Below are 22,205 nucleotides of genomic sequence, written 5' to 3'. Positions count from 1 at the left end.
TCGATGATGTAGGCATTTTGGCTTTTGTAGTGTTCAAGGCGGATTCTGATTTTGCCTACAATGGTTGAGTCGCTGTTCTCTTAGTTTGTTTTGTTATGGACTACCTTGTTATTAACTGAGAGCCACTGTTTATTTTCATCACTCCGACAATAACTGATGTGTTGTCCGATTTTTTAATGAGGTACCAAAGCGACAGACTGTCACTCGGCAATGTTGCCTGGGTGTTATTTATTTATCGTTATGTATGTCCGGGAAGATAAGTGGTTGGGCGATGGATTCGCCAGAACGCGAATAAACAGCGCCTGTTAACTTCGTAGTGACAGGACAAAAATGAAAACAATTGTTGGTTTGACTCTCGGTATCGCCTGCCTGGCTGCAACTCTGACCGCTCAGGCGACCACCAGCGCCCAGCTGGTCGTCAGGGGCACGATTACACCCGCCGCCTGTAACCTCAGCCTGGCCGGCAGCGGCATCATTGATTACGGCACGATTCGTTCCGGCGAATTATCCCAGACCGCGTTCAACACGCGCGAAGAGAAGACCACTTCCCTGGTGGTCAATTGCGGCACAACGCCGGCGAGGTTCGGTCTCTCCTTCACCGACCTGCAGGCGGGCAGCAAAGTGCCAGGTGTCCTGGGCCCAGGCTTTACCGAGGCGCAGAATTTTGGTCTGGGTTCCGTAGGCGCTCGGCGAACCGGTGGCTATTCGGTCACGCTCAGGGATCTGCGTTCTGCCGGTGTGGCGCTGTACCCCATCCTGCGTAATGGCGCCGGCGTTTGGTTGAGCAGCGATGGCAAAGTTGCTCAGTCGCCTGCCCAGTATTCGTGGCGCAATAGCACCACCTTTACGCCGGCCTCTATTAACCAGTTGACCGGCACGCTTGCGGTGAAGGCGGTCATCAACCGGGCGCAGGATCTGGACTTGAGTCGCGATGTCTCCCTTGATGGGCGCGCCACACTGGTATTGAGTTACATCTAAACAGCGCAAAACAGCCAATAAAGAAACTGACACTTTCTGGTTGGCTGTTTTTTTGTGGGCGTTTAACTGCCCATTGGCAACTTTGTCGGTTGTGGGGGACGTCGAGTGCGTGGGTTTTCAATCATAAGTTTTATAGTGTTTTGGAGTGCAAGTGCCTGTGGCTTTTTTACCGGTATTGCACAGGCGGACGGCATGCTGCCGGAAACAACGGTGGTGGTGCTTTATGAGGAAGAGGGCGAAGCCACAATAAACATCAAGAACACCGATGCAGGGCCGGCGTTGCTTCATTCGGTGGTGGAGAACGTGCCCGAGGACCAGCAACTGCTGTTGATCGTCACCCCGCCCATCACGCGAGTGGAAGCGGGCGACACGCAGCTGGTGCGTTTTATCAGCACCCAGAGTGAGCCGCTCAAGACCCAACGCCTCAAGCGCGTGTCGTTCGAGGGCATCCCCCAGGCGCGCACGGCGGGCGGTGCGACCATCGGTATCACCCTTCGGCAGAATTTGCCGCTGATCCTGCACCCCAAAGGTTTGCCTCGGCACTCAACACCCTGGGAGCTGCTGAAGTGGCGGCGGACCGGGCAGGGCCTCACGGTCCATAACGACAGTGCCTATGTGGTGCGCCTGGCGCCGCAGGTGCGGCTGCTTCCACAAGGCGCCCCGGCCACGTTGCCGCGCGCCTACCTTTTGCCCGGTGAAGCACTGACCGCACAGGTTGATGGCCCACTGGACGGTATGGCCGAGGTCGAGATCCAGCCCGCCACGGTCTATGGGTTTTCGGTAGAAAACTACCGCGCCCCGATCCATACCGATGAGGGTTGATCGGCCGATGATTAACCCTTCGAGTCACCGCATTGCGGCATTTTTTGGGTCTGGCAGGCCCACCTTGATCATGGGGTTTGCAGCCCTTTGGAGCTTGCCCGGCGTTGTTTCTGCGCTGGAGCTGGGAGAGGGCTTTGACCTTGCGGCACTGACAACCCACGGTATTGACCCAAAGGTCTCCGACTACTTTCGCAGTGCAGCGCGCTTTCGTGAAGGTGTCCATGTGGTGGGCCTGCGGGTCAATGGAAACCCGCTTGGGCTGGTGGATGCACGTTTCGATCACGAGGGGCGATTGTGTTTTACGCCTGGGCTGCTGGAAAAAGCCGGGCTGGTAAAGCCGCGCGAAATCCTCCGCGAAGGCGCTACACCGGACGCGACCTGTCATGACTTTCTCGCTGCGTTCCCGACCACAATGCTGAGGTTGCGTCCCGGTACCGAGGAAGTGACGCTGGTTGTGCCGACCCAGTCATTGCGTGCGCCGCAGTGGGAGGCCGGGCCCTTTTCCACGGGCGGCGCAGCAGCGCTGTTCAACTATGATGTGCTGGGTTTTGACAGTCATTCGCGCAGTGGGCCCAGCCGGTTCATCTCGGCCTACACCGAGGCAGGTTTCAACCTTGAGGATTGGGTGGTTCGCAGTCGCCAGTTCTATGTGTCCGACAACGGCAAGACCCGTACCGAACACCTTTACGCTTTTGCCCAGCGGGATGTTGCTGCGTTGCAGTCGACTTTCCAGGTCGGCCAGATCTCCAGCCATAACCCGTTGTTTGGCGGGGTCCAGTTGTCCGGGCTGCAGTTTTACCCTGATGGCCAATCCCGTGTCGCTGCGGGCGGCAACAATGCGGTGGTCGAAGGCCTCGCCCAGAGCCAGTCGCGGGTTGAAGTGCGCCAGTCCGGCGCGTTGATCCACAGCACGTTGGTGCCCGAAGGCCCGTTCAGGCTTGCAGGGTTGCCTCTGCTCAATGCCACCAGTGACCTGGACGTCAGCGTGATCGATGTGCGCGGTGTCAGGCGCAGCTTCGTGGTGCCGGCGGCTTCGTTTGCAGGGGATGGCCCGGCGGCGCCTGGTTATTATTTTTCGGTTGGCAAGCTGCGCAAAAACACCCTCGAAGAGGGGCCGTCACCGCGGGTCGCCATGGCCAGCGGCACTTGGGGGCTGGGGCGCGATTCGTCGGCGGGCTTTGGTTTGTTGAGCGCCGATGACTATGGGTCGGCGGGCGGCACCCTGAGCAGCGTGTTCATGCAGCGGGTTTCCGTGGGGGCACGTCACAACCTGTCGCGAGACAGCAAAAACGCAGTGTCCGGGTCGCGCAGCAGCGTCTCCGTGAGCAGCCCGGTGCTGGCCAATGTTGACGTCAACCTCAGTGCGACCACCCAGACCCAGGGTTATCGTGAGGTCACTGAAGCCGGCCGCGTCGCCCGGCCCGACGAATTGGGTTCGCGCTTCAAGAACCAGTACACGGCAGGCATGAGCTGGGCCGATCCCATGCTGGGTGTGTTCTCGCTGGGCTATACCCGCAGCGCTCAATTTGACGGGCGAACGAGCGAGCATGTGTTTACCTCGTGGAACAAGTCATTCAGCCGCGCCGATGTCGCGTTGATTGCCGATTCGCAAGTGGGCGGCACTCGGTCGGATCGTGACGTCACGCGTGCAGGCAACCGGCGCGAACGGGCGCTGGACAACGACCTGTCCGTGCGGTTGCAGGTCAGCGTGCCATTGGGTGGGGACCGTCGTGTGCACAGTTACACCAGTCGTCGCGGTGATCAGTTCACCGCCGGCACATCGCTCAGCGAACGGGTCAACGAGTATGTAAATTACGAAGTGGGCGTCGAGCGCGACCTCAAGGCCCGGCAGGCATCGGTGCGCGGGCAGGTGGACCTGCTGCCCCGTTATACCCGGGTCGGCCTGGGTGTCAGCCGCGACCCGCAGGGCAGCAGTTACACCGGGCAGCTGCAAGGCGGCGTGGTGGCTCACGCAGGCGGGCTGACCTTTTCGCCTTACCCCGTGCAGGACACCTTCGGCATCGTCTCTGTCGGGGATATCGGCGCGGCCAAAGTCGAGACCCCCCAAGGCCCCGTGTGGACCGATTTCAGCGGGCAAGCCGTGATCGCAGGCCTGCCGGCCTACACCAACAGCCGGGTTGAGGTGCAGACCCCGTCCTTGCCCAGGCGCGTCGACCTGAAAAACGGCACGCAGGTGCTCACGGCGGGCCGTGGATCCTTCAATGCCGTGGATTTCGATGTGGTGAAAGTGCGCCGTATTTTGCTCACTGCAAAGGATCAGCAGGGCCGGCCATTGCCCCAGGGTGCCTCGGTGTTTGGAAGGGGCGATCGCTTCCTGACCAGCGTGGTGGGTGAGGGCATGGTGTTCCTCAATGACGTCAATGAGGCGCAAAGCCTGCGTGTTTCATTGCCGGACGCTTCCACCTGCCTGCTACGCATTGACCTCAAGAGCCAACCCGACAATGACAAGTTCTATGAAACCACCTCGGCGGTGTGCCATGGCCGTTAAGCTTAAAAGCGTGCCCTGGGTCATGCTCTGCGCACTGCTCGCGACGGCTGATGCCCGGTCTGAAAATTGCCGCTTATCGGTGAGCCAGCCGCGCATAGACTACGGCGTTATTCGAAGGGAGGCGCTCGTTGAAAGCCCTTCCGTGGCGCTCGGCACTCGCTCGTTGAGCCTGAATGTACTGTGTGCTGAGCCCGCGGCAATCGCGTTGCGTTTTGTCGGCGTGGCTGCCGATGGCGAGGGCTTTCGTTTTGGGCGCCAGGGGCGTTTGCGCCTGAACCTCAAACACGCCCGTTTAGATGGGCAGGCCGTCGGCTGGGCGCTCGCGCACTCACCCGGCGAGACCGTCAGCGGGCACCTGTTGCCCGGCCAAACGTTGATAGCGCGAGTGGCCGGGGGACCGAGGGCAGGACGTCAATTCACGGCCCAGGTCGATATCGACACCGACCTGGCTGCCGACGCCTTCCAGGTGCGTAGCGAAACACACCTTGAGGCGCAGGGCAGTTTCGAACTGGTCAGCTCGGCTGTTCCACCGAGCCAATGAAGTTGGCGAATTCCGGCGTTTTTGGGTTGGCGAACAATGTCTTGGGGTCGCCCACCTCATGCACTTTGCCTTGGTGCATGAACACCAGTTTGTCGCCGACTTCCCGGGCGAAGCGCATTTCGTGGGTCACCATGATCAGGGTCATGCCGTCGTTGGCCAGTTGACGCACCACGCTGAGCACTTCATTGACCAGTTCAGGGTCCAGGGCCGAGGTGATTTCGTCGCACAGCAGCACCTTGGGTGACATGGCCAGTGCGCGCGCAATGGCGACGCGTTGCTGCTGGCCACCGGACAGGCGATCCGGAAAGGCGTCGAACTTTTCCCCCAGCCCGACGCGCTCCAGCATCTGCCTGGCGAGCTGTGCGGCTTTGGCCTTGGGCACTTTCTGCACCACTTGCGGCGCGAGCATGACGTTCTCGCCCACCGTCAGGTGCGGGAACAGGTTGAACTGCTGGAACACCATGCCGACTTTCTGCCGCAGGCTGCGCAGGTCGGCGCGCGCGGCATCGAGGTACTCGCCATCGACTTCGATCACACCGTCGTTGATCGATTCCAGGCCATTGAGGGTACGCAGCAAGGTGGACTTGCCCGAGCCGCTGCGGCCGATGATCGCCACCACCTGGCCTTCTTCGACTGTCAGGTCGATGCCCTTGAGTACGTGGTGATCGCCGTAATACTTATGCAGGGCGGAAATTCTAAGCAGAGGCATGCAGTCTCCTTTCCAGGTAGCGGGCACTGAGGGACAAGGGGTAGCAGAGCAGGAAGTAACCGAGGGCCACCAGGCCGTAGACCATGAAGGGTTCGAAGGTGGCGTTGGCGAGCATGCCGCCGGTCTTGGTCAGTTCGGTAAAGCCAATGATCGAGGTCACGGCGGTGCCTTTGACCACCTGCACCGAGAAACCCACGGTGGGTGCCACGGCAATCCGCAGCGCTTGGGGCAGGATCACGTAGCGCAGTTGTTCAAGCGGGTTGAGTGCCAGGCTGGCCGACGCTTCCCATTGCCCGTGGGCGATGGATTCGACGCAGCCGCGCCAGATCTCGGCCAGGTAGGCGCTGGTAAACAGGGTCAGGGCAATGGCCGCCGCCAGCCAGGGCGAAATATCCACGCCCAACAGGGCGATGCCGAAAAACACCAGGAACAGCTGCATCAACAGCGGCGTGCCCTGGAACAGTTCGATATAGGTGCGCGCAATATTGCGCGCGAAGGCTTTGCGGCTGATGCGCATGGTCATCACCAGCAGACCGATCAGGCCGCCGCCGACAAACGCCACCAGCGACAGCAACAGGGTCCATTGCAGGCCAACCGCCAGGTTGCGCACGATGTCCCAGAACGAAAAATCACTCATCGGCTGTTCCTCATCACAAACCGCCGGCCGATCCAGTTGAGCAACTGGCGAATCATCAACGCCATGCACAGGTACACCAGCGTGGTCAGCGCGTAGGTTTCAAAGGCGCGGAAGTTGCGCGACTGAATAAAGTTGGCGGCAAAGCTCAGCTCTTCGGTGGCGATCTGCGAACACACGGCCGAGCCGAGCATCACGATGATGATCTGGCTGCTCAGGGCCGGCCACACCTTGCCCAGCGCCGGCAGCAGCACCACGTGGCGGAACGCCTCGAAACGCGTCATTGCCAGTGCGGCAGCTGCTTCCAGCTGGCCGCGAGGGATGGCCTGGATGCCGGCGCGGATGATCTCGGTGGAGTAGGCCCCCAGGTTGATCACCATCGCCAGCACGGCGGCTTGCCATTCGGTGATTTTCAGCCCCAGCGAGGGCAGGCCGAAGAAGATGAAGAACAACTGCACCAGAAACGGCGTGTTGCGGATCAACTCGACATACACACCGAAGAACCACGCAAACGGCTGGATCTTCCAGGCCCGCACCACGGCGCCGACGGTGCCCAGGGCCACCCCGAGAATCGCGCCGATGGCCGTCAGCTCAAGCGTGAACAGCGCGCCGCGCAACAGCAGGTCGGTGTTGGCGAGCACAGGCATAAAGTCAAATTGATACGCCATGAATCAGCTCCGTCGCTTCAAAGGTCGGCGGGCAGCGGCTCTTTAAGCCACTGCATCGCATTTTTCTCCAGGCTGCCGTCGGCTTTGGCCGCTACCAGGATCTGGTTGACCTTCTCCAGCAGCGCCGGCTCGTTCTTGTTCACGCCCACGTAGACCGGCGAGTCCTTGAGTTTCACTTTCAGCGCCGGCACGCGTTTCGGGTTGCGCTCGCTGATTGCCACCATCACCACGTTGCCACTGGCGATCAGGTCGACCTGGCCGGCCAGGTAGGCGGCGATGGTCGAGTTGTTGTCTTCGAAGCGCTTGATCGTGGCTTCCTTGGGCGCAACGGCGGTCAACTCGATGTCTTCGATGGCGCCGCGGGTCACGCTGATGGTCTTGCCCTTGAGGTCGTCGGTGGTGCTGATCGGCGCGTCAGGCGGCCCAAACACCGCCAGGTAGAAAGGGGCATAGGCCTTGGAGAAATCGATGACTTTTTCCCGCTCGGCGTTCTTGCCCAGGCTGGAAATCACCAGGTCGACCTTGCCGGTGGTGAGGAAAGGAATGCGGTTGGTGCTGTTGACCGGCGTCAGCTCCAGTTTGACCTTGAGCTGGTCAGCCAGCAGCTTGGCGGTGTCGATGTCCAGGCCGCGGGGCTTCATGTCGGGGCCGACCGAGCCGAACGGCGGGAAGTCTTGAGGCACGGCGACCTTGAGGGTGCCACGGGCGACGATGTCGTCCAGACCATTGGCCTGGGCGGGTGCCTGGCTCAGCATCAGGCTGGCAAACAGGGCAGTGAGCAGGGCGCTGTAGCGCTTGGTCATGGCAACTCTCCGAAAAGGGCGAAGGGATTTTCTGATTTTGCTCAGTGCACAGCCCATGCCATCACCGCTGGTATCGCCTGCAGGGCCGGGATTTATTGAGGTGTGGTGGTCTTACTGGTCTGAACAGTGCTTGCGCTTTTCGCACCTTTTTCGAGCGCCGGTAAAAGCCCGCGAGCCCCTTTGGGGCGTGGCTTGCCGCCGGCTGCGAATAGCTTTACAACTAGCCGCTCAGTTGTCTGGAACTATGAGTTTTTTATGAATTCCATCGCCCAAGCCGTACCGGAAGCGGCCCTGCAGGCCATCCGCAAACTGATCAAGGAGCAGGGCTTTGCAGCGGGCGATGCGTTGCCCTCACAGCGCGACCTGGCGGTGCAGTTGGGCGTGAGTCGGGCATCGCTGCGCGAGGCGTTGTCGTCATTGAGTGCCCTGGGCGTGGTCAGCGTGCAGCCGGGCAAGGGTGTGTTTGTGCAAGAGGTGCAGGAGGCGCCGGGTTTTGCCTGGCCTTTCGCCGCCCAGGCCACACCGCTGGATATCTTCCAGTTGCGCTATGCGCTGGAGGGTTTTGCCGCCGGGCTGGCGGCCGTAACATTGAGCCTCGATGAGTTGGACAGCCTGGAAGACAATGTCGAGGCGATGCGCAAGGTGCTCAAGGCCGGCGATTTTGAAGCCGCTGCCCGGCTCGACTTCGAATTTCACCAGCGGATTCTGCTGGCCAGTGGTAACCAGGCGATGGTGAGCATTCTGAGTGCCAGCGCCGAGGTGTTTCTGGAGAGCCAGAAACTACCGTTCATCCGGCCGGAACGGGCCATGGAAACCTGGCAGGAGCACCGCAAGATACTGCGTGCACTGGCTCGGCGCGCCAGTGCGCAAGCACAGAAAACCATGCAGGAACACGTACGCAATGCGGCATTGCGCACTGGCATTGCCTTCGTGACTCCCGTGACACCGTAAGTTGAGCTATACCCAAACTCATGCGTGACCATAGCAAGAGTCAATCAGAGGCGGCTTCCTGAACGGGGGAAGGGCGGCTATGATGGGCCACGTTTTTTTTGCTTACAATCCGGAGACATCCATGAGCAACGATCTTATCAAGCACGTCACCGACGCGAACTTTGAGGAACAAGTACTCAAGGCTCAGGGCCCGGTCCTGGTTGACTACTGGGCTGAATGGTGCGGCCCTTGCAAAATGATCGCCCCTGTTCTGGACGACATTGCAACCACCTACGACGGCAAGCTGACCATCGCCAAGCTGAACATCGACGATAACCAGGAGACTCCGGCCAAGCACGGCGTGCGTGGTATCCCGACCCTGATGCTGTTCAAGAACGGCAACGTCGAAGCCACTAAAGTAGGCGCGCTGTCCAAGTCCCAGCTGCAAGCTTTCCTCGACGCGAACATTTAATCGTCGCCAAAAAAGCCCCGCAAATTGCGGGGCTTTTTCGTGAAACAGGGCTAGACGCTCCGAAATTCAGGTGGTACATTCGGCCCCGCACTGGTTTCTCCACTGCCCCCTGCAAGCCGTCGCCGACGCATTCCTTTTCGATTAGTACGCGATCCTGTCGCCTTCTCTGCGGCGCGGCCTCATTAAGCCAAAAGCTTAATTTCCCCCCTCCATAAATGATTACGTCATTCCTATATGAATCTGACTGAACTCAAGCAAAAGCCGATTACCGACCTGCTCCAATTGGCCGAAGAAATGGGCATAGAAAATATGGCCCGTTCGCGCAAGCAGGACGTGATTTTCTCCCTGCTCAAAAAGCACGCGAAAAGCGGCGAGGAAATCTCCGGTGATGGCGTGCTGGAGATTCTCCAGGACGGCTTCGGCTTCCTCCGCTCTGCAGACGCTTCCTATCTTGCCGGCCCAGACGACATCTATGTCTCGCCGAGCCAGATCCGTCGCTTCAACTTGCGCACCGGTGACACCATCGTTGGCAAGATCCGCCCTCCTAAGGAAGGCGAGCGTTATTTCGCCCTGCTCAAGGTCGACACGATCAACTTCGACCGTCCCGAGAACGCGAAAAACAAGATTCTCTTCGAGAACCTGACCCCGCTGTTCCCGACTGTGCGCATGAAGATGGAAGCCGGTAACGGTTCCACCGAAGACTTGACCGGTCGTGTCATCGACCTGTGCGCCCCGATCGGTAAAGGCCAGCGCGGTCTGATCGTCGCACCGCCGAAAGCCGGTAAGACCATCATGCTGCAGAACATTGCAGCGAACATCGCTCGTAACAACCCGGAAGTTCACCTGATCGTGTTGCTGATCGATGAGCGCCCGGAAGAAGTAACCGAAATGCAGCGCACTGTGCGCGGCGAAGTGGTTGCCTCCACGTTCGATGAGCCGCCAACCCGCCACGTGCAGGTTGCCGAAATGGTGATCGAGAAGGCCAAGCGCCTGGTCGAACACAAGAAAGACGTGGTGATCCTGCTCGACTCCATCACCCGTCTGGCCCGTGCCTACAACACCGTGATCCCGAGCTCCGGCAAGGTCCTCACCGGTGGTGTCGATGCCCACGCCCTGGAGAAACCAAAGCGTTTCTTCGGTGCTGCGCGGAACATCGAAGAAGGCGGCTCGCTGACCATTATCGCCACCGCGCTGGTTGAAACCGGCTCGAAAATGGACGAAGTGATCTACGAAGAGTTCAAGGGTACCGGCAACATGGAACTGCCTCTTGACCGTCGTATCGCTGAGAAGCGTGTGTTCCCTGCGATCAACATCAACCGCTCCGGCACCCGCCGCGAAGAGTTGCTGACCGCCGACGACGAACTGCAGCGCATGTGGATCCTGCGCAAGCTGCTGCACCCGATGGACGAAGTAGCCGCCATCGAGTTCCTGATCGACAAGCTGAAAACCACCAAGACCAACGACGAGTTCTTCCTGTCGATGAAGCGTAAGTAACACGACGCTCCAGGTCTGAAAAAATGGCGCCCTTCGGGGCGCCATTTTTTTTGTGTCGAGAAAGGGAGCTTTGCAGGACAATAGTGTCAGTTAAGAAACAAATAGACTGAGTGCGGCTACGCTCATCTCCATTCGAATCAGGCTGACCTACGATTTATGACCGCTCTTGCTTACCGAAGGGACGTTGACGGCCTGCGTGCCATCGCTGTCCTGGCTGTTGTGCTGTTCCATTTTGGAGTTCCAGGCGTCACTGGCGGCTTTGTTGGCGTTGACGTGTTCTTTGTGATTTCAGGGTTCCTGATCACTTCGATCATCTGGCGCGAGCGTGAGGCCGGGCGTTTCAGTTTTCTCGATTTCTGGGCTCGCCGGGCCCGGCGCATCCTGCCGGCACTGGTCGTCATGATGTTCGTGTCATTGGTGGCTGGCTGGTTTTTGATGGCGCCCAAGGACTATTCAGAGCTGGGACGCTCGATTCACAACCAAGTGATCTTCATCTCCAACCTCTTCTTTATGCGTCAGGACGGCTACTTCGATACAGCCTCCGATATGAAGCCGATGCTGCACACGTGGTCGCTTTCGGTTGAAGAGCAGTTCTACATCGGTTTCCCACTCTTGCTGGCGCTGCTGTCGAGCCGGCTCAAGCAATGGCGTGGTGCCTTGTTTGTGCTGATGCTCGCGTCATTTGCTGCCAGCGTATGGGCGGTGTCCCGAGAGCCGGACAAGGCCTTTTTCCTGTTACCAATGCGGGCCTGGGAGTTGCTGGCGGGCTCCATGTTGGCCGTTATGCCGGCGCGGGCGCAGCGCGCAAGCCCGATGCTGGCGCAGACCGTCAGCTTGATCGGCCTGGGAATGATTCTGGTGGCGGTATTGGGCTATGACGCCAGCACCGCCTTTCCAGGGGTTGCAGCGCTGTTGCCGGTAGTGGGTGTGGTGGGGCTTATTTGGGCCAACGGCCAGCACGCCACACTGGTAGGCCGGTTGTTGGGTAGCCGTGTGCTGGTAGGCGTGGGGCTGATTTCCTATTCCTGGTACCTGTGGCACTGGCCGGTGCTGGTGTTTGGCAAGTACGCCAGTATTTTCGGCCTGGCGCCTGTGGAGATTGCGGGGCTGTTTTTCCTGAGCCTGTTGCTGGGCTATGGGTCCTGGCGATTCGTTGAGGGGCCCTTTCGCGAGCGGCGTCTGTTGGCGGGCAATCGGGCAATCCTGGCCGCGGGCGTCATGGCGCTCGTCAGCCTCGGCCTGATCGGCAAGAGCCTGGTGTGGTCGGATGGTTTTGCGTGGCGGCTGCCGCCTCAGGCGCTGCAATTTGCCCAGGCGTACACCTGGAGTCCCACGCTCATGAACTGCTTGTCGGACGACAAGAAAAACAAGCACCGTGAGTTGTGCCATTTCGGTCCGCAGGCGGCCACGGTCAAGGCGCTGGTCTGGGGCGACAGCCATGCCTCGGCGTTGATTCCGGCGTTGAGCGATGCTTCAAAACAGTACGACTTCAGCATCACCCAGGCGGGCTACGCCGGTTGCCTGCCGTTCTACCGCAAAGAAAACACTCCAGGGTGCGGGGCGTTCAACGAGCGCGTTACGCAGTTGCTAAAGCGTGAGCCCTTCAGTGATGTGGTTCTGGTGGCGCGCTGGAGTCTCTACGTGTATGGGCAGCGCTCCGGTGATACCGGTGCGTCGATCCATGACCCGGCGACCGGGAAATATGACCGCGCCGTGGCTGAGCAGCTATTCAGCGACGGTTTGAATACCTTGGTGCAGCAATTACGCGCCGGTGGTCATCGGGTATGGCTGGTCAAGGAAGTGCCGCTGCAGGAATTCAATGTGCCGTACCGGCTTAGCCGTTTGGCCATGTTGGGGCGCCCGACCGACCGCGAAGGCTTGCCCCTGGCCGAACACCAGCAGCGTCAAACCTTTATCAGCAGTGTCTTTGAGCAGATCGCAGCGGCCGATTCAGGTGTTCAACTCTTGGACCCGGCGCCGAAGCTGTGCGACACCAACGGGTGGTGTCGCGTCGAACTCGGCGGCCAGTCTCTGTATACCGATGACAACCACCTCTCAAGCGTGGGCACGCGGTATGTGGAAGGGTTCCTGGAGCCGTTCTTCCGCACCCTTCGCCAGGCCTCGGTGCGAACAGATGTAAGCCGCAATGATGTGCAATAAGCTGCCAGCGCTCGTAAGAGCAGGTAGGATGTACGCCTATTTTACGGGTGGCATGGTTAATGAAATTCAAGGATCTTCGGGATTTCGTGCAGCAGCTTGAGCAGCGCGGAGAGTTGAAACGTATCCAGATGCCGATTTCCCCGGTGCTGGAAATGACTGAGATTTGCGACCGTACCCTGCGTAACAAGGGCCCGGCGCTGCTGTTCGAAAACCCGACCGGCTTTGATATCCCGGTGCTCGGCAACCTGTTCGGCACGCCCGACCGTGTTGCCTTTGGCATGGGCGCCGAGTCGGTCAGCGAGCTGCGCGAGATCGGCAAGCTGCTGGCCTTCCTCAAAGAGCCCGAGCCACCCAAGGGTCTCAAGGATGCCTGGTCGAAGCTGCCGATCTTCCGCAAGATCATCGCCATGGCGCCCAAGGTGGTCAAAGACGCCGTGTGCCAGGAAGTGGTCATCGAAGGCGATGACGTCGACCTCGGCATGCTGCCCGTGCAGACCTGCTGGCCCGGCGACGTCGGCCCGCTGATCACCTGGGGCCTGACCGTCACCAAAGGCCCGAACAAAGACCGCCAGAACCTGGGCATCTACCGTCAGCAAGTGATCGGCCGCAACAAGGTGATCATGCGCTGGCTGAGCCACCGTGGCGGCGCACTGGACTTTCGTGAGTGGTGCGAAAAACACCCCGGCAAGCCGTTCCCGGTTTCCGTGGCCCTGGGTGCTGACCCGGCGACCATTCTCGGCGCCGTCACGCCGGTGCCCGACAGCCTGTCCGAATACGCGTTCGCCGGCCTGCTGCGCGGTAACCGTACCGAACTGGTGAAGTGCCGCGGCAACGACCTGCAAGTGCCGGCCACCGCCGAAATCATCCTTGAAGGCGTGATTCATCCAGGCGAAATGGCCGATGAAGGCCCTTACGGCGACCATACCGGCTACTACAACGAAGTCGACAGCTTCCCGGTGTTCACCGTCGAGCGCATTACCCACCGCATCAAACCGATCTACCACAGCACCTATACCGGCCGTCCACCGGATGAGCCGGCCATTCTGGGCGTGGCGCTCAACGAAGTGTTTGTGCCGATCCTGCAGAAGCAATTCCCGGAAATCACCGACTTCTACCTGCCGCCGGAGGGCTGCTCGTACCGCATGGCCATCGTGACGATGAAGAAGTCGTACCCGGGCCACGCCAAGCGGGTAATGCTCGGCGTGTGGTCGTTTTTGCGACAGTTCATGTACACCAAATTCGTTATTGTCACCGACGACGACATCAATGCGCGGGACTGGAACGACGTGATCTGGGCCATCACCACGCGCATGGACCCCAAGCGCGACACGGTGATGATCGACAACACGCCGATCGACTACCTCGACTTCGCATCACCAGTGTCAGGCCTGGGCTCGAAAATGGGCCTGGATGCCACCCACAAATGGCCGGGTGAAACGACGCGCGAATGGGGCCGGGTAATTGTCAAGGATGACGCCGTGACTGCGCGTGTCGATGCAATCTGGAAAGAATTGGGAATAGATTGATGCGTGTAACCCTGCAACCTTCCGGCGCTGTACTGGAACTGGTCCCTGGCGAGCGGATCCTCGAAGGTGCACGCCGCCTGGGCTACGAGTGCCCGCAGGCCTGTCGCAATGGCGTGTGCCATGTGTGCGCGGCGCTGCTGGTGGAAGGGCGGGTGCAGCAAGCCGGCGAGGTGCGCGACCATGGTGAGTTCTACACCTGCATCGCCGAGCCGCTGGAAGATTGCGTTGTGTTGTGGGATGGCGTGCTGGCGCCGGGAGAGTTGCCGTTGCGCAAGTTGTCGTGCCAATTGAGTGAGTGTGTGGAAGTCGGTGGCGATGTATGGCGCGTGCGCCTGCGGGCTCCGGCCGGCAAGCCGGTGCGTTACCACGCCGGGCAATACCTGATGATCGAGCGGGAGAATGGCGAGAAATCGGCGTTTTCTTTGGCCTCGGCGCCCCATGCCGGGCGTGAGCTGGAATTGCATGTGCTGGCCCGTGAGGACAGCGCGCGTAACCTGCTCGAACAGTTGCAGCGTAATCGGATGGCTCGCATCCAATTGCCGTTTGGCGACACTCACCTGGCTGAACTGCCGGACGGGCCGCTGGTACTGATCGCCGCCGGCACCGGCATGGCGCAGATGCACAGCCTGATCGAGCATTGCCGCGCCTCTGGCTTCAAGCACCCGGTGCACCTGTACTGGGGCGTGCGCCGCCCGGAAGACTTCTACGAAATCGAGCACTGGGACCAGTGGCTGAAACTGCCCAACCTGTTCCTGCACAAAGTGGTCAGCGACCTCTGTGGCTGGGAAGGCCGTTGCGGGCTCCTGCATGAAGCGGTGTGTGAAGACATCAGCGACCTCAAGGCCGTGCATGTCTACGCCAGTGGCTCGCCGGCGATGATCTACGGCACGCTGGATGCGCTGGTTGAAGCGGGTATGGATGCGCACCAGATGCGCGCCGATGTGTTCGCCTACGCACCGCGCCCTTAAAAGCGCAGGCCGGTGGTGACCATCGCGGCATTAAAGCCCAGTAACACCAGCTCTGCTGCTACCGGCCCATAGTGGGCCCCCACGGACGGGATGATCACCGGCGCAACGCCGAAACGGTTCAACGGGATCTTGTCGCGGTACTCGCCGCGATAGCCCTGCAATAACCCGCCCGTGAGTTTCACATACACCGGATAGTCGGCCATGTCATAGCGCTTGCCTGCATAGGCGTAGTAAGAGCGTTGGCTGAACGAATTGCGAAATGTCGCCGCGCCATACACAAAACCTGACGCTTCATTGCGCTCTAGGCCGATCAGGTCCTGGTTGTTGTTGTGCTTTGGGTCGGGCGCGAAATGCCGGGTGTAGACGCTGGTCTGCGCGTACCAGACCCCCTTGTTGTCATCAGCCGGCGGTACTTCGGCCGCCAGTGCGGTGGTGGCCTGGGCCAGGAACAACAGGCTGGGCAATCGAAACTTCTTCATGGGTGCGACCTCGATAGGCGGTTGGACGGCTAAGTGGGTCGTGCTGTGCGCTATTTTGAGGGTTTGGCGCGTTGTCAGGCTGAACCGCGGCTGAAATTACCGGGATTGCCGGCCCCAATCCTGATGAACAGGTGCGGCGCTTATGCTTTTGCTTATGCTTTAAAGGTATTTAATTTGTTACATAGATATCATTAAGCTATATCTCAACGGACTACCGACTATCTGCCAATAACCAATAACTGACCGCCACCGCCCGCCAGCCGGATCGATCGTAGGAACTCAGAGCATTGACGTTCTGAAGTTTGATTCTGAGGGGAGCGGTATGGGGAGCTACAAGAAGCACGCGTTGTACACGGCAATTTTGTCGGCCAATTTGCTGACTGCTGTGGGATTCAATCCCGTCATGGCCGCGCAGACAGCGGCCACCGATGCACCAAAACTCGACACCGTCATCGTCACCGGCACTCGCGCCCAAGAGCGCACGGCCAGTGCTTCGCTGTCGCCCATTGATGTGATTTCCGGCGATACCCTGCGCAGCACCGGCTCCGATGAGCTGGGCGCAGTGTTAGCGCGCCTGATTCCGTCGATCAACTTCCCGCGTCCGAGCCTGGTGGACGGCGCCGAACTGGTGCGCCCTGCGCAACTGCGCGGGCTGTCGCCGGATCAGGTGCTGGTGCTGGTCAATGGCAAACGCCGCCACACCAGCGCCTTCGTCAACCTTGGCGGGGCGGTGGGGCGTGGCTCGGCCCCGGCGGATTTGAATGCGATACCGTTGTCGGCAGTCGACCACATCGAAGTGCTGCGTGACGGCGCGTCAGCGCGTTATGGCTCTGACGCGATCGCCGGCGTGATCAACGTGATCCTCAAGCACGACGACCACGGCGGTTCGATCTCGACCAAGTTCGGCGAGTACAAAAAGGGTGATGGCATCCAGCGCAATGTCAGCGGCAATACCGGGTTTGCCTTGGGCGACAACGGCTTTATCAATGTCTCGGGCGAAGGTGCCGACAACGATTACACCAACCGCGCCGGCGACGACTTGCGCCCTGGCAGCATCGGTTCCACCACGTATGGGCAGCGTGTGTTCCGTCAGGGCGAACCGGCCACCAATGAAGGCAAATTCCAGTTCAACTCGGAATATTCCTTCAACGATGCAGCCCAGTTCTACACCTTCGGCGGCTACAGCAAGCGTCGCGGCGAGACGGCGGCGTTCTACCGGGCGAGCAATGCGTCCAATAACATCCCGGCGCTGAACCCTAATGGTTATCTGCCGTTGATCAAAGGCAACCTGGAAGACACCTCATTGGTCGTCGGCCTGCGCGGCTTGCTGGCTTACGACTGGCATTACGACCTGTCGGCAAACTACGGCAAGAACCAGTACGCGCTGAGCACCGAAACCATTAACACCTCACTGGGCCTGGCCACGCCGCGCAAGTTCGATAACGGCACCCTGAGCAATGACCAGAAGCAAGTCAGCCTGGACCTGTCGCGCGAATTCGACGTGGGCTTTCTGCCGTATCCGGTGTCGGTGGCGTTTGGCGGCGATTACCTGCGCCAGGGCTATGAAATCGAAGCCGGAGAGCCCGCGTCCTACTACCAGAGCGGCAGCTCGGGCTTGGGTGGTTTCCGTGATGCCGACGCCGGCAGCAGCGCGCGGCATAGCTGGGCCCAGTATCTGGACCTGGAAACCAACTTCACTGAAAAACTCAGCGCCTCGGCCGCCGTGCGTCATGAGGACTACAGCGACTTTGGTTCCAACGTCAGCGGTTCGCTGTCGGCCCGTTATGATTTCACCCCGCAAGTGGCCTTGCGTGGCAGCGTCTCGAATGGTTTTCGCGCGCCTTCCCTGGCCCAGCAGAACTTTGCCTACACCTCGTCCCAGTTGATCGGTAACACCATTCAGGAAGCCGGCACGTTCCCGGCCAACAGCCAGGTGGCCCGCCTGCTCGGCGCCGAAGACCTGAAAGCCGAGAAGTCGCGCAACTACAGCCTTGGCCTGGTGCTGGAGCCTGCCGATGACTTGACCGTGACGCTCGACGTGTACCGGATCGACATCCGCGATCGCATCAGCCTGTCCTCCAACCTCAATCTCAACCCGGCCACCATCGGCTACCTGCAAGCCAATGGGGTTGGCAACATCAACTACACCAGCGCCCGTTACTTCACCAACGCCACCGACACCAGCACCGACGGCGTCGATCTGGTCGCCAACTATCGCTTCCAGTTCGATAACGGCATCCGCTGGAACAGCACCGTGGGCTACAACTACAACCACACCAAAGTGACCGACGTGAAGCCTAACCCGGCGATTCTGGACAGCCTGGGCGCCAACCTGGTGCGGGTGGACCGTCGTGAGCGCATCGGTTTGCTCGGCGACACCACGCCTGAGCACAAACTGAGCCTGGGTAACGATTTCACCTATGGCCATTGGGCGCTGCACAGCAACCTGGTTCGCTACGGTGAATTCACCAGTTATCAGGCGGACAAGGTCAACGACCAGACCTTCAAGGCTGCCTGGGTGTTGGACCTGTCGGCGGACTACAAGCTCAAGAACTGGACCTTCACCCTGGGCGGCGACAACGTCACCGATAAATACCCGGAAAAGGTCAACGCTTACGCCAGCAGTGGCGGCAACCTCGCCTATAGCACTTTTTCGCCGTACGGTTACAGCGGCGCGTTTTATTACGGTAAAGTTGCTTACAACTGGTAACAGCTTATTTGAGTGATAAAGGAGACCTAAGCGATCCGCCATGACCGTTATTGAAACCGATCTTTTGCAATTGGCTTACCCTCCGCGGCTCGATCTGGGGCCGCAACTGACTCACGAGCAATTAATGAGTTCGATGCAGGCCACCATGGCCAAGCACAAGGGTGGGCCGGTCTGGCTGTTCGCTTATGGTTCGCTGATCTGGCGCCCCGAATGCTCGTCGACCCAGCGCATGCGCGCGCGGGTTCACGGCTATCACCGGGGCTTGTACCTGTGGTCGCACGAGCATCGGGGTACGCCGGAGTTGCCAGGGTTGGTGTTCGGTCTGGATCGCGGCGGCTCATGCAGCGGGTTTGCCTACCGCTTGCCGGAGGATCAGCTGGAGGCCTCGCTTTACGCCTTGTGGCAACGCGAGATGCCTTACCCTTCGTACCGGCCGCACTGGCTCAGCTGCCGTCTGGAAGATGGTAGTCAGGTACAAGCGTTGGGGTTTGTGTTGGAGCGGCATTTGCCCAGCTACGCCGGCAACTTGCCCGATATCGTGCTCAATCACGTGCTGCAAAGCGCTTGCGGGCGTTACGGCACCACGCGCGATTATGTCGAGCAGACCGTTAACGCCCTGCGTAGCCACGCCATGCCAGATAAAAATCTGGAGGCGCGGCTCAAGCGTTGTGCAAAGGATTGCTCAGGCGATTAACGCGCTGCGCTGACGCTGTTGGTGTGCCACAGCGTTGGGATCAGGAATGCAATCGCCAACAGGCACGCGCCCACCAGCAACACAAAACCACCGTCCCAGCCGAAATGGTCCACGGTGTAGCCCATGGCCGCACTCGCTGCCACTGAACCGCCCAGGTAACCAAACAAGCCCGTGAAACCCGCAGCGGTGCCCGCGGCTTTTTTCGGCGCCAGTTCCAGCGCCTGCAGGCCGATCAGCATCACCGGGCCGTAAATCAGGAAGCCGATGGAGAACAGCGCGATCATGTCGATCATCGGGTTGCCTGGCGGGTTGAGCCAGTAAACCAGGGTCGCCACGGTGACCAACGCCATGAACACGATGCCGGTCAGGCCGCGGTTGCCACGGAAGATCTTGTCCGACATCCAGCCGCACAGCAGCGTGCCCGGAATACCCGCCCACTCATAGAAGAAGTACGCCCACGAAGTTTTATCCACGTCGAAGTGCTTGGCTTCCTTGAGGTATGTCGGCGCCCAGTCCAGTACGCCGTAGCGCAGCAGGTAGACGAAGACGTTGGCGAAGGCGATGTACCACAGCATTTTGTTGCGCAGCACGTACTTGACGAAGATTTCCTTGGCGCTGAATTCGTCTTCGTGGCTGGCGTCGTAGCCTTCCGGGTAGTCGTTCTTGTATTCCTCGATTGGCGGCAGGCCGACCGATTGCGGGGTGTCACGCATGGTGATGAAGGCAAATGCCGCCACCAGCAACGCGACTGTCGCCGGCACGTAGAACGCCGCGTGCCAGTCGTTGAACCAGGCCATGCCCAGCAGGAACAGCGGGCCGATCAGGCCGCCGCCGACGTTGTGCGCCACGTTCCAGACCGACACCACGCCGCCGCGTTCTTTCTGCGACCACCAGTGCACCATGGTGCGTCCGCTCGGCGGCCAGCCCATGCCCTGGGCCCAGCCGTTGATGAACAGCAAAATGAACATCATGGTCACGCTGGACGTTGCCCAAGGCGCGAAACCGAAAATGAACATCACCCCGGCCGATATCAGCAGGCCGAAGGGCAGGAAATAGCGTGGGTTGGAGCGGTCGGACACCAGGCCCATGAGGAACTTGGACAAGCCGTAGGCAATCGCAATCGCCGACATCGCCAGGCCCAGCTCACCACGGGTGTAACCCTCGTCGATCAAGTACGGCATGGCCAGCGAGAAGTTTTTGCGCAGCAGGTAGTAACCGGCGTAACCAAAGAAAATACCGGCGAAGATCTGCCAGCGCAGCCGTCGGTAGGTACTGTCTATTTTTTCTTCAGGCAGGGGCGCCTGGTGTGCGGCAGGACGAAAGAAAGCAAACATTCAAGAGCTCCAAATTTCTTGTTTTGACTGCGGATGCGAATGTTACAGTTTCGTTACCGAAAATAGCATCGCCTCTTATCCGCAAACACAGGAAATCGGAGTGATTGCATGTTCTCTTATGAACATGTCGCTAATAGGCAAGTGTGGGTCGTGATTGCGTTCTTCAGAACGATGGGAATCCAAATGTGGGAGCGGGCAAGCCCGCTCCCACATTGACCGCGTTTCAGATCAATCAGCGGGTCTGAACGACGACCTTGCCCACCGCTTTGCGCTGCCCCAGATCATTGATCGCCTGGGCAGCCTGCTCCAGCGGATACACCTGCGACACCAGCGGCTTCAACTTGCCCTCGGCGTACCAGGTGAACAGTTGCTGGAAATTCGCCGCATTGTCCTGCGGCTGGCGCTGGGCAAACGAACCCCAGAACACCCCGACCACCGACGCACCTTTGAGCAGCGCCAGGTTCACCGGCAGCTCGGGAATACGTCCGCTGGCAAAACCCACCACCAACAGGCGGCCGTTCCAGGCGATGCCACGAACGGCCTGGTCAAACAGATCGCCGCCCACCGGGTCGTAGATCACATCGACACCGTTGCCGTCGGTCAGGCGCTTGATCTCATCCTTGAGGCTGGCTTCGCTGTAGTTGATCAACTCGTCTGCACCGGCCGCCTTGGCCACGGCGAGTTTGTCGGCGCTGCTGGCGGCGGCGATCACGCGGGCACCCATGGCCTTGCCGATTTCCACGGCGGCCAGGCCCACGCCGCCAGAGGCGCCGAGCACCAGCAGGGTTTCGCCGGGCTGCAGGTTGGCCCGTTGTTTCAAGGCATGCATCGACGTGCCGTAGGTCATGCTGAATGCGGCGGCGACGTTGAAATCCATGCTCGGCGGGATCGGCAGCACGTTGTAGCCGGGGACCACGACCTGTTCGGCAAAGCTGCCCCAGCCGGTCAGCGCCATGACCCGGTCGCCAACTTTCAAATGGCTGACCTTCTCGCCCACTTCACTGATCACGCCCGCCGCTTCGCCACCCGGCGAGAACGGGAAGGGCGGCTTGAACTGGTATTTGCCCTCGATGATCAAGGTGTCCGGGAAATTCACCCCGGCCGCGTGCACGTCCAGCAGGATTTCGTTCTTCTTGATCGCCGGGCTTGCGATCTCTTCCAGCACCAGGGTTTCGGCGGGGCCGAAGGCTTTGCACAGCACAGCTTTCATCGGACTATTCCTTTTGGCGTCATGGCCGATAAGTGTAGGAGGGTACGCCCGTGGGTCAACGAGCATGCCCAGGCCTGATAAGTCGCCATAAGCTTGTGCTCAGCCTTGCTAGCGTTATGCTACCCGGCAACCGAATTTGAGGAATGAACTGTGAAAGCGTGGATCCTGTTGATGCTTGCCCTGACCTTGCCGATGGCAGCCCAGGCCGAAGAAGCGAAAGAAGGCGAGGCACCGAAGGTCAGCTATATCAGCCTGACGCCGCCGTTCGTGGGCAACTATGGCCTGGACGGCTCCGCAAAACTCAAGGTGTTCAAGGCCGACATCGCCCTGCGCGTGACCGGGCCTGAAGCCGCCGCTGCGGTCAAAGCCAACGATGCGTTGATCCGGAACCAGTTGGTGGCGTTGTTTACTCAGCAGACCAATGAGGCCATGAGCACCGTTGAGGGCAAAGAAAAGCTGCGCCAGGAAGCTCTCAAGCAAACCCAGCAAGTGATGAACGACGAGACCGGCAAGCCGGTGGTGGAAGACCTGTTGTTCAATAACCTGATCATCCAGTAACGGTTC

At 60.0% G+C, this 22,205-nt stretch carries 20 protein-coding genes; 13 read left to right on the top strand and 7 right to left on the bottom strand.

Annotation, left to right across the window (positions count from 1 at the left end; all coding sequences use genetic code 11):
• Positions 1–330 precede the first annotated feature (330 nt).
• The 4 genes from NTD89_RS08905 to NTD89_RS08890 all read left to right on the top strand — a co-directional run bounded on the left by NTD89_RS08905 (position 331) and on the right by NTD89_RS08890 (position 4,850).
• Positions 331–978 (top strand): DUF1120 domain-containing protein, encoded by a 648-nt coding sequence (locus tag NTD89_RS08905; RefSeq protein ID WP_145158009.1) that lies wholly within the window; start codon positions 331–333, stop codon positions 976–978.
• Between the two features lie 135 nt (positions 979–1,113).
• Complete coding sequence (locus NTD89_RS08900) at positions 1,114–1,800, top strand: fimbria/pilus chaperone family protein (RefSeq protein WP_262207163.1); 687 nt, start codon at positions 1,114–1,116, stop codon at positions 1,798–1,800.
• A 70-nt stretch (positions 1,801–1,870) separates the two neighbouring features.
• Positions 1,871–4,309 carry a fimbria/pilus outer membrane usher protein gene (locus NTD89_RS08895; RefSeq protein ID WP_262207162.1) on the top strand — a complete coding sequence of 813 codons (2,439 nt, stop codon included), beginning with the start codon at positions 1,871–1,873 and terminating at the stop codon, positions 4,307–4,309.
• A complete protein-coding gene (locus NTD89_RS08890) occupies positions 4,299–4,850 on the top strand; it encodes a hypothetical protein (RefSeq protein WP_262207160.1) in 552 nt (183 codons plus the stop codon). Before NTD89_RS08895 ends, NTD89_RS08890 begins: the two co-directional genes overlap by 11 nt.
• Here the strand turns inward: NTD89_RS08890 and NTD89_RS08885 are convergent.
• Genes NTD89_RS08885 through NTD89_RS08870 form a run of 4 tightly spaced genes read right to left on the bottom strand, consistent with a single transcriptional unit; the run spans position 4,822 to position 7,664 of the window.
• On the bottom strand, positions 4,822–5,559 hold the full coding sequence (locus NTD89_RS08885) for an amino acid ABC transporter ATP-binding protein (RefSeq protein WP_242199663.1): 738 nt from the start codon (positions 5,557–5,559) through the stop codon (positions 4,822–4,824). The genes NTD89_RS08890 and NTD89_RS08885 overlap by 29 nt on opposite strands.
• The gene (locus tag NTD89_RS08880) at positions 5,546–6,196 is read right to left on the bottom strand and encodes an amino acid ABC transporter permease (RefSeq protein ID WP_262207159.1); all 651 of its coding nucleotides are present in this window, start codon (positions 6,194–6,196) and stop codon (positions 5,546–5,548) included. The genes NTD89_RS08885 and NTD89_RS08880 overlap by 14 nt, the downstream gene beginning before the upstream one ends.
• A complete protein-coding gene (locus NTD89_RS08875; RefSeq protein ID WP_064454658.1) occupies positions 6,193–6,861 on the bottom strand; it encodes an amino acid ABC transporter permease in 669 nt (222 codons plus the stop codon). Before NTD89_RS08875 ends, NTD89_RS08880 begins: the two co-directional genes overlap by 4 nt.
• A 17-nt stretch (positions 6,862–6,878) precedes the next feature.
• Positions 6,879–7,664 (bottom strand): transporter substrate-binding domain-containing protein, encoded by a 786-nt coding sequence (locus tag NTD89_RS08870; RefSeq protein WP_106575791.1) that lies wholly within the window; start codon positions 7,662–7,664, stop codon positions 6,879–6,881.
• A 255-nt stretch (positions 7,665–7,919) separates the two neighbouring features.
• On the opposite strand from NTD89_RS08870, the gene NTD89_RS08865 reads away from it, so the two are divergent.
• The 6 genes from NTD89_RS08865 (at position 7,920) to NTD89_RS08840 (ending at position 15,214) form a co-directional block, all read left to right on the top strand.
• Positions 7,920–8,615, top strand: a complete 696-nt coding sequence (locus NTD89_RS08865) for a FadR/GntR family transcriptional regulator (RefSeq protein ID WP_242199665.1) — start codon at positions 7,920–7,922, stop codon at positions 8,613–8,615.
• Between the two features lie 121 nt (positions 8,616–8,736).
• Positions 8,737–9,066, top strand: a complete 330-nt coding sequence (gene trxA / locus NTD89_RS08860; protein ID WP_106575789.1) for a thioredoxin TrxA — start codon at positions 8,737–8,739, stop codon at positions 9,064–9,066.
• A 234-nt stretch (positions 9,067–9,300) separates the two neighbouring features.
• Positions 9,301–10,560, top strand: a complete 1,260-nt coding sequence (gene rho, locus NTD89_RS08855) for a transcription termination factor Rho (RefSeq protein WP_003176825.1) — start codon at positions 9,301–9,303, stop codon at positions 10,558–10,560.
• A 156-nt stretch (positions 10,561–10,716) separates the two neighbouring features.
• Complete coding sequence (locus NTD89_RS08850) at positions 10,717–12,720, top strand: acyltransferase family protein (protein ID WP_262207156.1); 2,004 nt, start codon at positions 10,717–10,719, stop codon at positions 12,718–12,720.
• 59 nt (positions 12,721–12,779) lie between these two features.
• Positions 12,780–14,246, top strand: a complete 1,467-nt coding sequence (gene ubiD / locus NTD89_RS08845; protein ID WP_145157988.1) for a 4-hydroxy-3-polyprenylbenzoate decarboxylase — start codon at positions 12,780–12,782, stop codon at positions 14,244–14,246.
• Positions 14,246–15,214, top strand: a complete 969-nt coding sequence (locus NTD89_RS08840; RefSeq protein WP_262207155.1) for a CDP-6-deoxy-delta-3,4-glucoseen reductase — start codon at positions 14,246–14,248, stop codon at positions 15,212–15,214. Before ubiD ends, NTD89_RS08840 begins: the two co-directional genes overlap by 1 nt.
• Here NTD89_RS08840 and NTD89_RS08835 read toward each other — a convergent pair.
• The gene (locus tag NTD89_RS08835) at positions 15,211–15,693 is read right to left on the bottom strand and encodes a sn-glycerol-3-phosphate transporter (RefSeq protein ID WP_262207153.1); all 483 of its coding nucleotides are present in this window, start codon (positions 15,691–15,693) and stop codon (positions 15,211–15,213) included. The genes NTD89_RS08840 and NTD89_RS08835 overlap by 4 nt on opposite strands.
• Before the next feature lie 322 nt (positions 15,694–16,015).
• Between NTD89_RS08835 and NTD89_RS08830 the strand changes: the two genes are divergently transcribed.
• Together NTD89_RS08830 and NTD89_RS08825 are read left to right on the top strand one after the other, a co-directional pair.
• Positions 16,016–18,403 carry a TonB-dependent receptor plug domain-containing protein gene (locus tag NTD89_RS08830; protein ID WP_262207151.1) on the top strand — a complete coding sequence of 796 codons (2,388 nt, stop codon included), beginning with the start codon at positions 16,016–16,018 and terminating at the stop codon, positions 18,401–18,403.
• Between the two features lie 40 nt (positions 18,404–18,443).
• Positions 18,444–19,097, top strand: a complete 654-nt coding sequence (locus NTD89_RS08825) for a gamma-glutamylcyclotransferase (protein WP_145157976.1) — start codon at positions 18,444–18,446, stop codon at positions 19,095–19,097.
• Here NTD89_RS08825 and glpT read toward each other — a convergent pair.
• Positions 19,094–20,431: a glycerol-3-phosphate transporter gene (gene glpT / locus NTD89_RS08820; RefSeq protein ID WP_145157973.1), complete on the bottom strand. Its 1,338-nt coding sequence runs from the start codon at positions 20,429–20,431 to the stop codon at positions 19,094–19,096. The two genes, NTD89_RS08825 and glpT, sit on opposite strands and share 4 nt — an antisense overlap.
• A 232-nt stretch (positions 20,432–20,663) precedes the next feature.
• Positions 20,664–21,641: an NADPH:quinone oxidoreductase family protein gene (locus NTD89_RS08815; protein WP_145157970.1), complete on the bottom strand. Its 978-nt coding sequence runs from the start codon at positions 21,639–21,641 to the stop codon at positions 20,664–20,666.
• 150 nt (positions 21,642–21,791) lie between these two features.
• On the opposite strand from NTD89_RS08815, the gene NTD89_RS08810 reads away from it, so the two are divergent.
• Positions 21,792–22,199 carry a flagellar basal body-associated protein FliL gene (locus NTD89_RS08810; protein ID WP_106575780.1) on the top strand — a complete coding sequence of 136 codons (408 nt, stop codon included), beginning with the start codon at positions 21,792–21,794 and terminating at the stop codon, positions 22,197–22,199.
• The last annotated feature ends 6 nt before the right edge of the window (positions 22,200–22,205 follow it).

The sequence above is a fragment of the Pseudomonas sp. 14P_5.3_Bac1 genome, assembly GCF_025466135.1.
Classification (GTDB): Bacteria; Pseudomonadota; Gammaproteobacteria; order Pseudomonadales; family Pseudomonadaceae; genus Aquipseudomonas.
Note: the sequence above shows the minus strand (reverse complement) of the source record. Positions and strands in the feature narration are given on the sequence as shown.

What these genes read in the sequence shown, in the direction of transcription:
- NTD89_RS08875 (WP_064454658.1), bottom strand. Translation starts at nt 6,861, where the DNA reads ATGGCGTATCAATTTGACTTTATGCCTGTGCTCGCCAACACCGACCTG.
- glpT (WP_145157973.1), bottom strand. Translation starts at nt 20,431, where the DNA reads ATGTTTGCTTTCTTTCGTCCTGCCGCACACCAGGCGCCCCTGCCTGAA.
- NTD89_RS08825 (WP_145157976.1), top strand. Translation starts at nt 18,444, where the DNA reads ATGACCGTTATTGAAACCGATCTTTTGCAATTGGCTTACCCTCCGCGG.
- NTD89_RS08815 (WP_145157970.1), bottom strand. Translation starts at nt 21,641, where the DNA reads ATGAAAGCTGTGCTGTGCAAAGCCTTCGGCCCCGCCGAAACCCTGGTG.
- NTD89_RS08850 (WP_262207156.1), top strand. Translation starts at nt 10,717, where the DNA reads ATGACCGCTCTTGCTTACCGAAGGGACGTTGACGGCCTGCGTGCCATC.
- NTD89_RS08835 (WP_262207153.1), bottom strand. Translation starts at nt 15,693, where the DNA reads ATGAAGAAGTTTCGATTGCCCAGCCTGTTGTTCCTGGCCCAGGCCACC.
- ubiD (WP_145157988.1), top strand. Translation starts at nt 12,780, where the DNA reads ATGAAATTCAAGGATCTTCGGGATTTCGTGCAGCAGCTTGAGCAGCGC.
- NTD89_RS08865 (WP_242199665.1), top strand. Translation starts at nt 7,920, where the DNA reads ATGAATTCCATCGCCCAAGCCGTACCGGAAGCGGCCCTGCAGGCCATC.
- NTD89_RS08880 (WP_262207159.1), bottom strand. Translation starts at nt 6,196, where the DNA reads ATGAGTGATTTTTCGTTCTGGGACATCGTGCGCAACCTGGCGGTTGGC.
- NTD89_RS08830 (WP_262207151.1), top strand. Translation starts at nt 16,016, where the DNA reads ATGGGGAGCTACAAGAAGCACGCGTTGTACACGGCAATTTTGTCGGCC.
- rho (WP_003176825.1), top strand. Translation starts at nt 9,301, where the DNA reads ATGAATCTGACTGAACTCAAGCAAAAGCCGATTACCGACCTGCTCCAA.
- NTD89_RS08905 (WP_145158009.1), top strand. Translation starts at nt 331, where the DNA reads ATGAAAACAATTGTTGGTTTGACTCTCGGTATCGCCTGCCTGGCTGCA.
- NTD89_RS08840 (WP_262207155.1), top strand. Translation starts at nt 14,246, where the DNA reads ATGCGTGTAACCCTGCAACCTTCCGGCGCTGTACTGGAACTGGTCCCT.
- trxA (WP_106575789.1), top strand. Translation starts at nt 8,737, where the DNA reads ATGAGCAACGATCTTATCAAGCACGTCACCGACGCGAACTTTGAGGAA.
- NTD89_RS08895 (WP_262207162.1), top strand. Translation starts at nt 1,871, where the DNA reads ATGGGGTTTGCAGCCCTTTGGAGCTTGCCCGGCGTTGTTTCTGCGCTG.
- NTD89_RS08870 (WP_106575791.1), bottom strand. Translation starts at nt 7,664, where the DNA reads ATGACCAAGCGCTACAGCGCCCTGCTCACTGCCCTGTTTGCCAGCCTG.
- NTD89_RS08885 (WP_242199663.1), bottom strand. Translation starts at nt 5,559, where the DNA reads ATGCCTCTGCTTAGAATTTCCGCCCTGCATAAGTATTACGGCGATCAC.
- NTD89_RS08890 (WP_262207160.1), top strand. Translation starts at nt 4,299, where the DNA reads ATGGCCGTTAAGCTTAAAAGCGTGCCCTGGGTCATGCTCTGCGCACTG.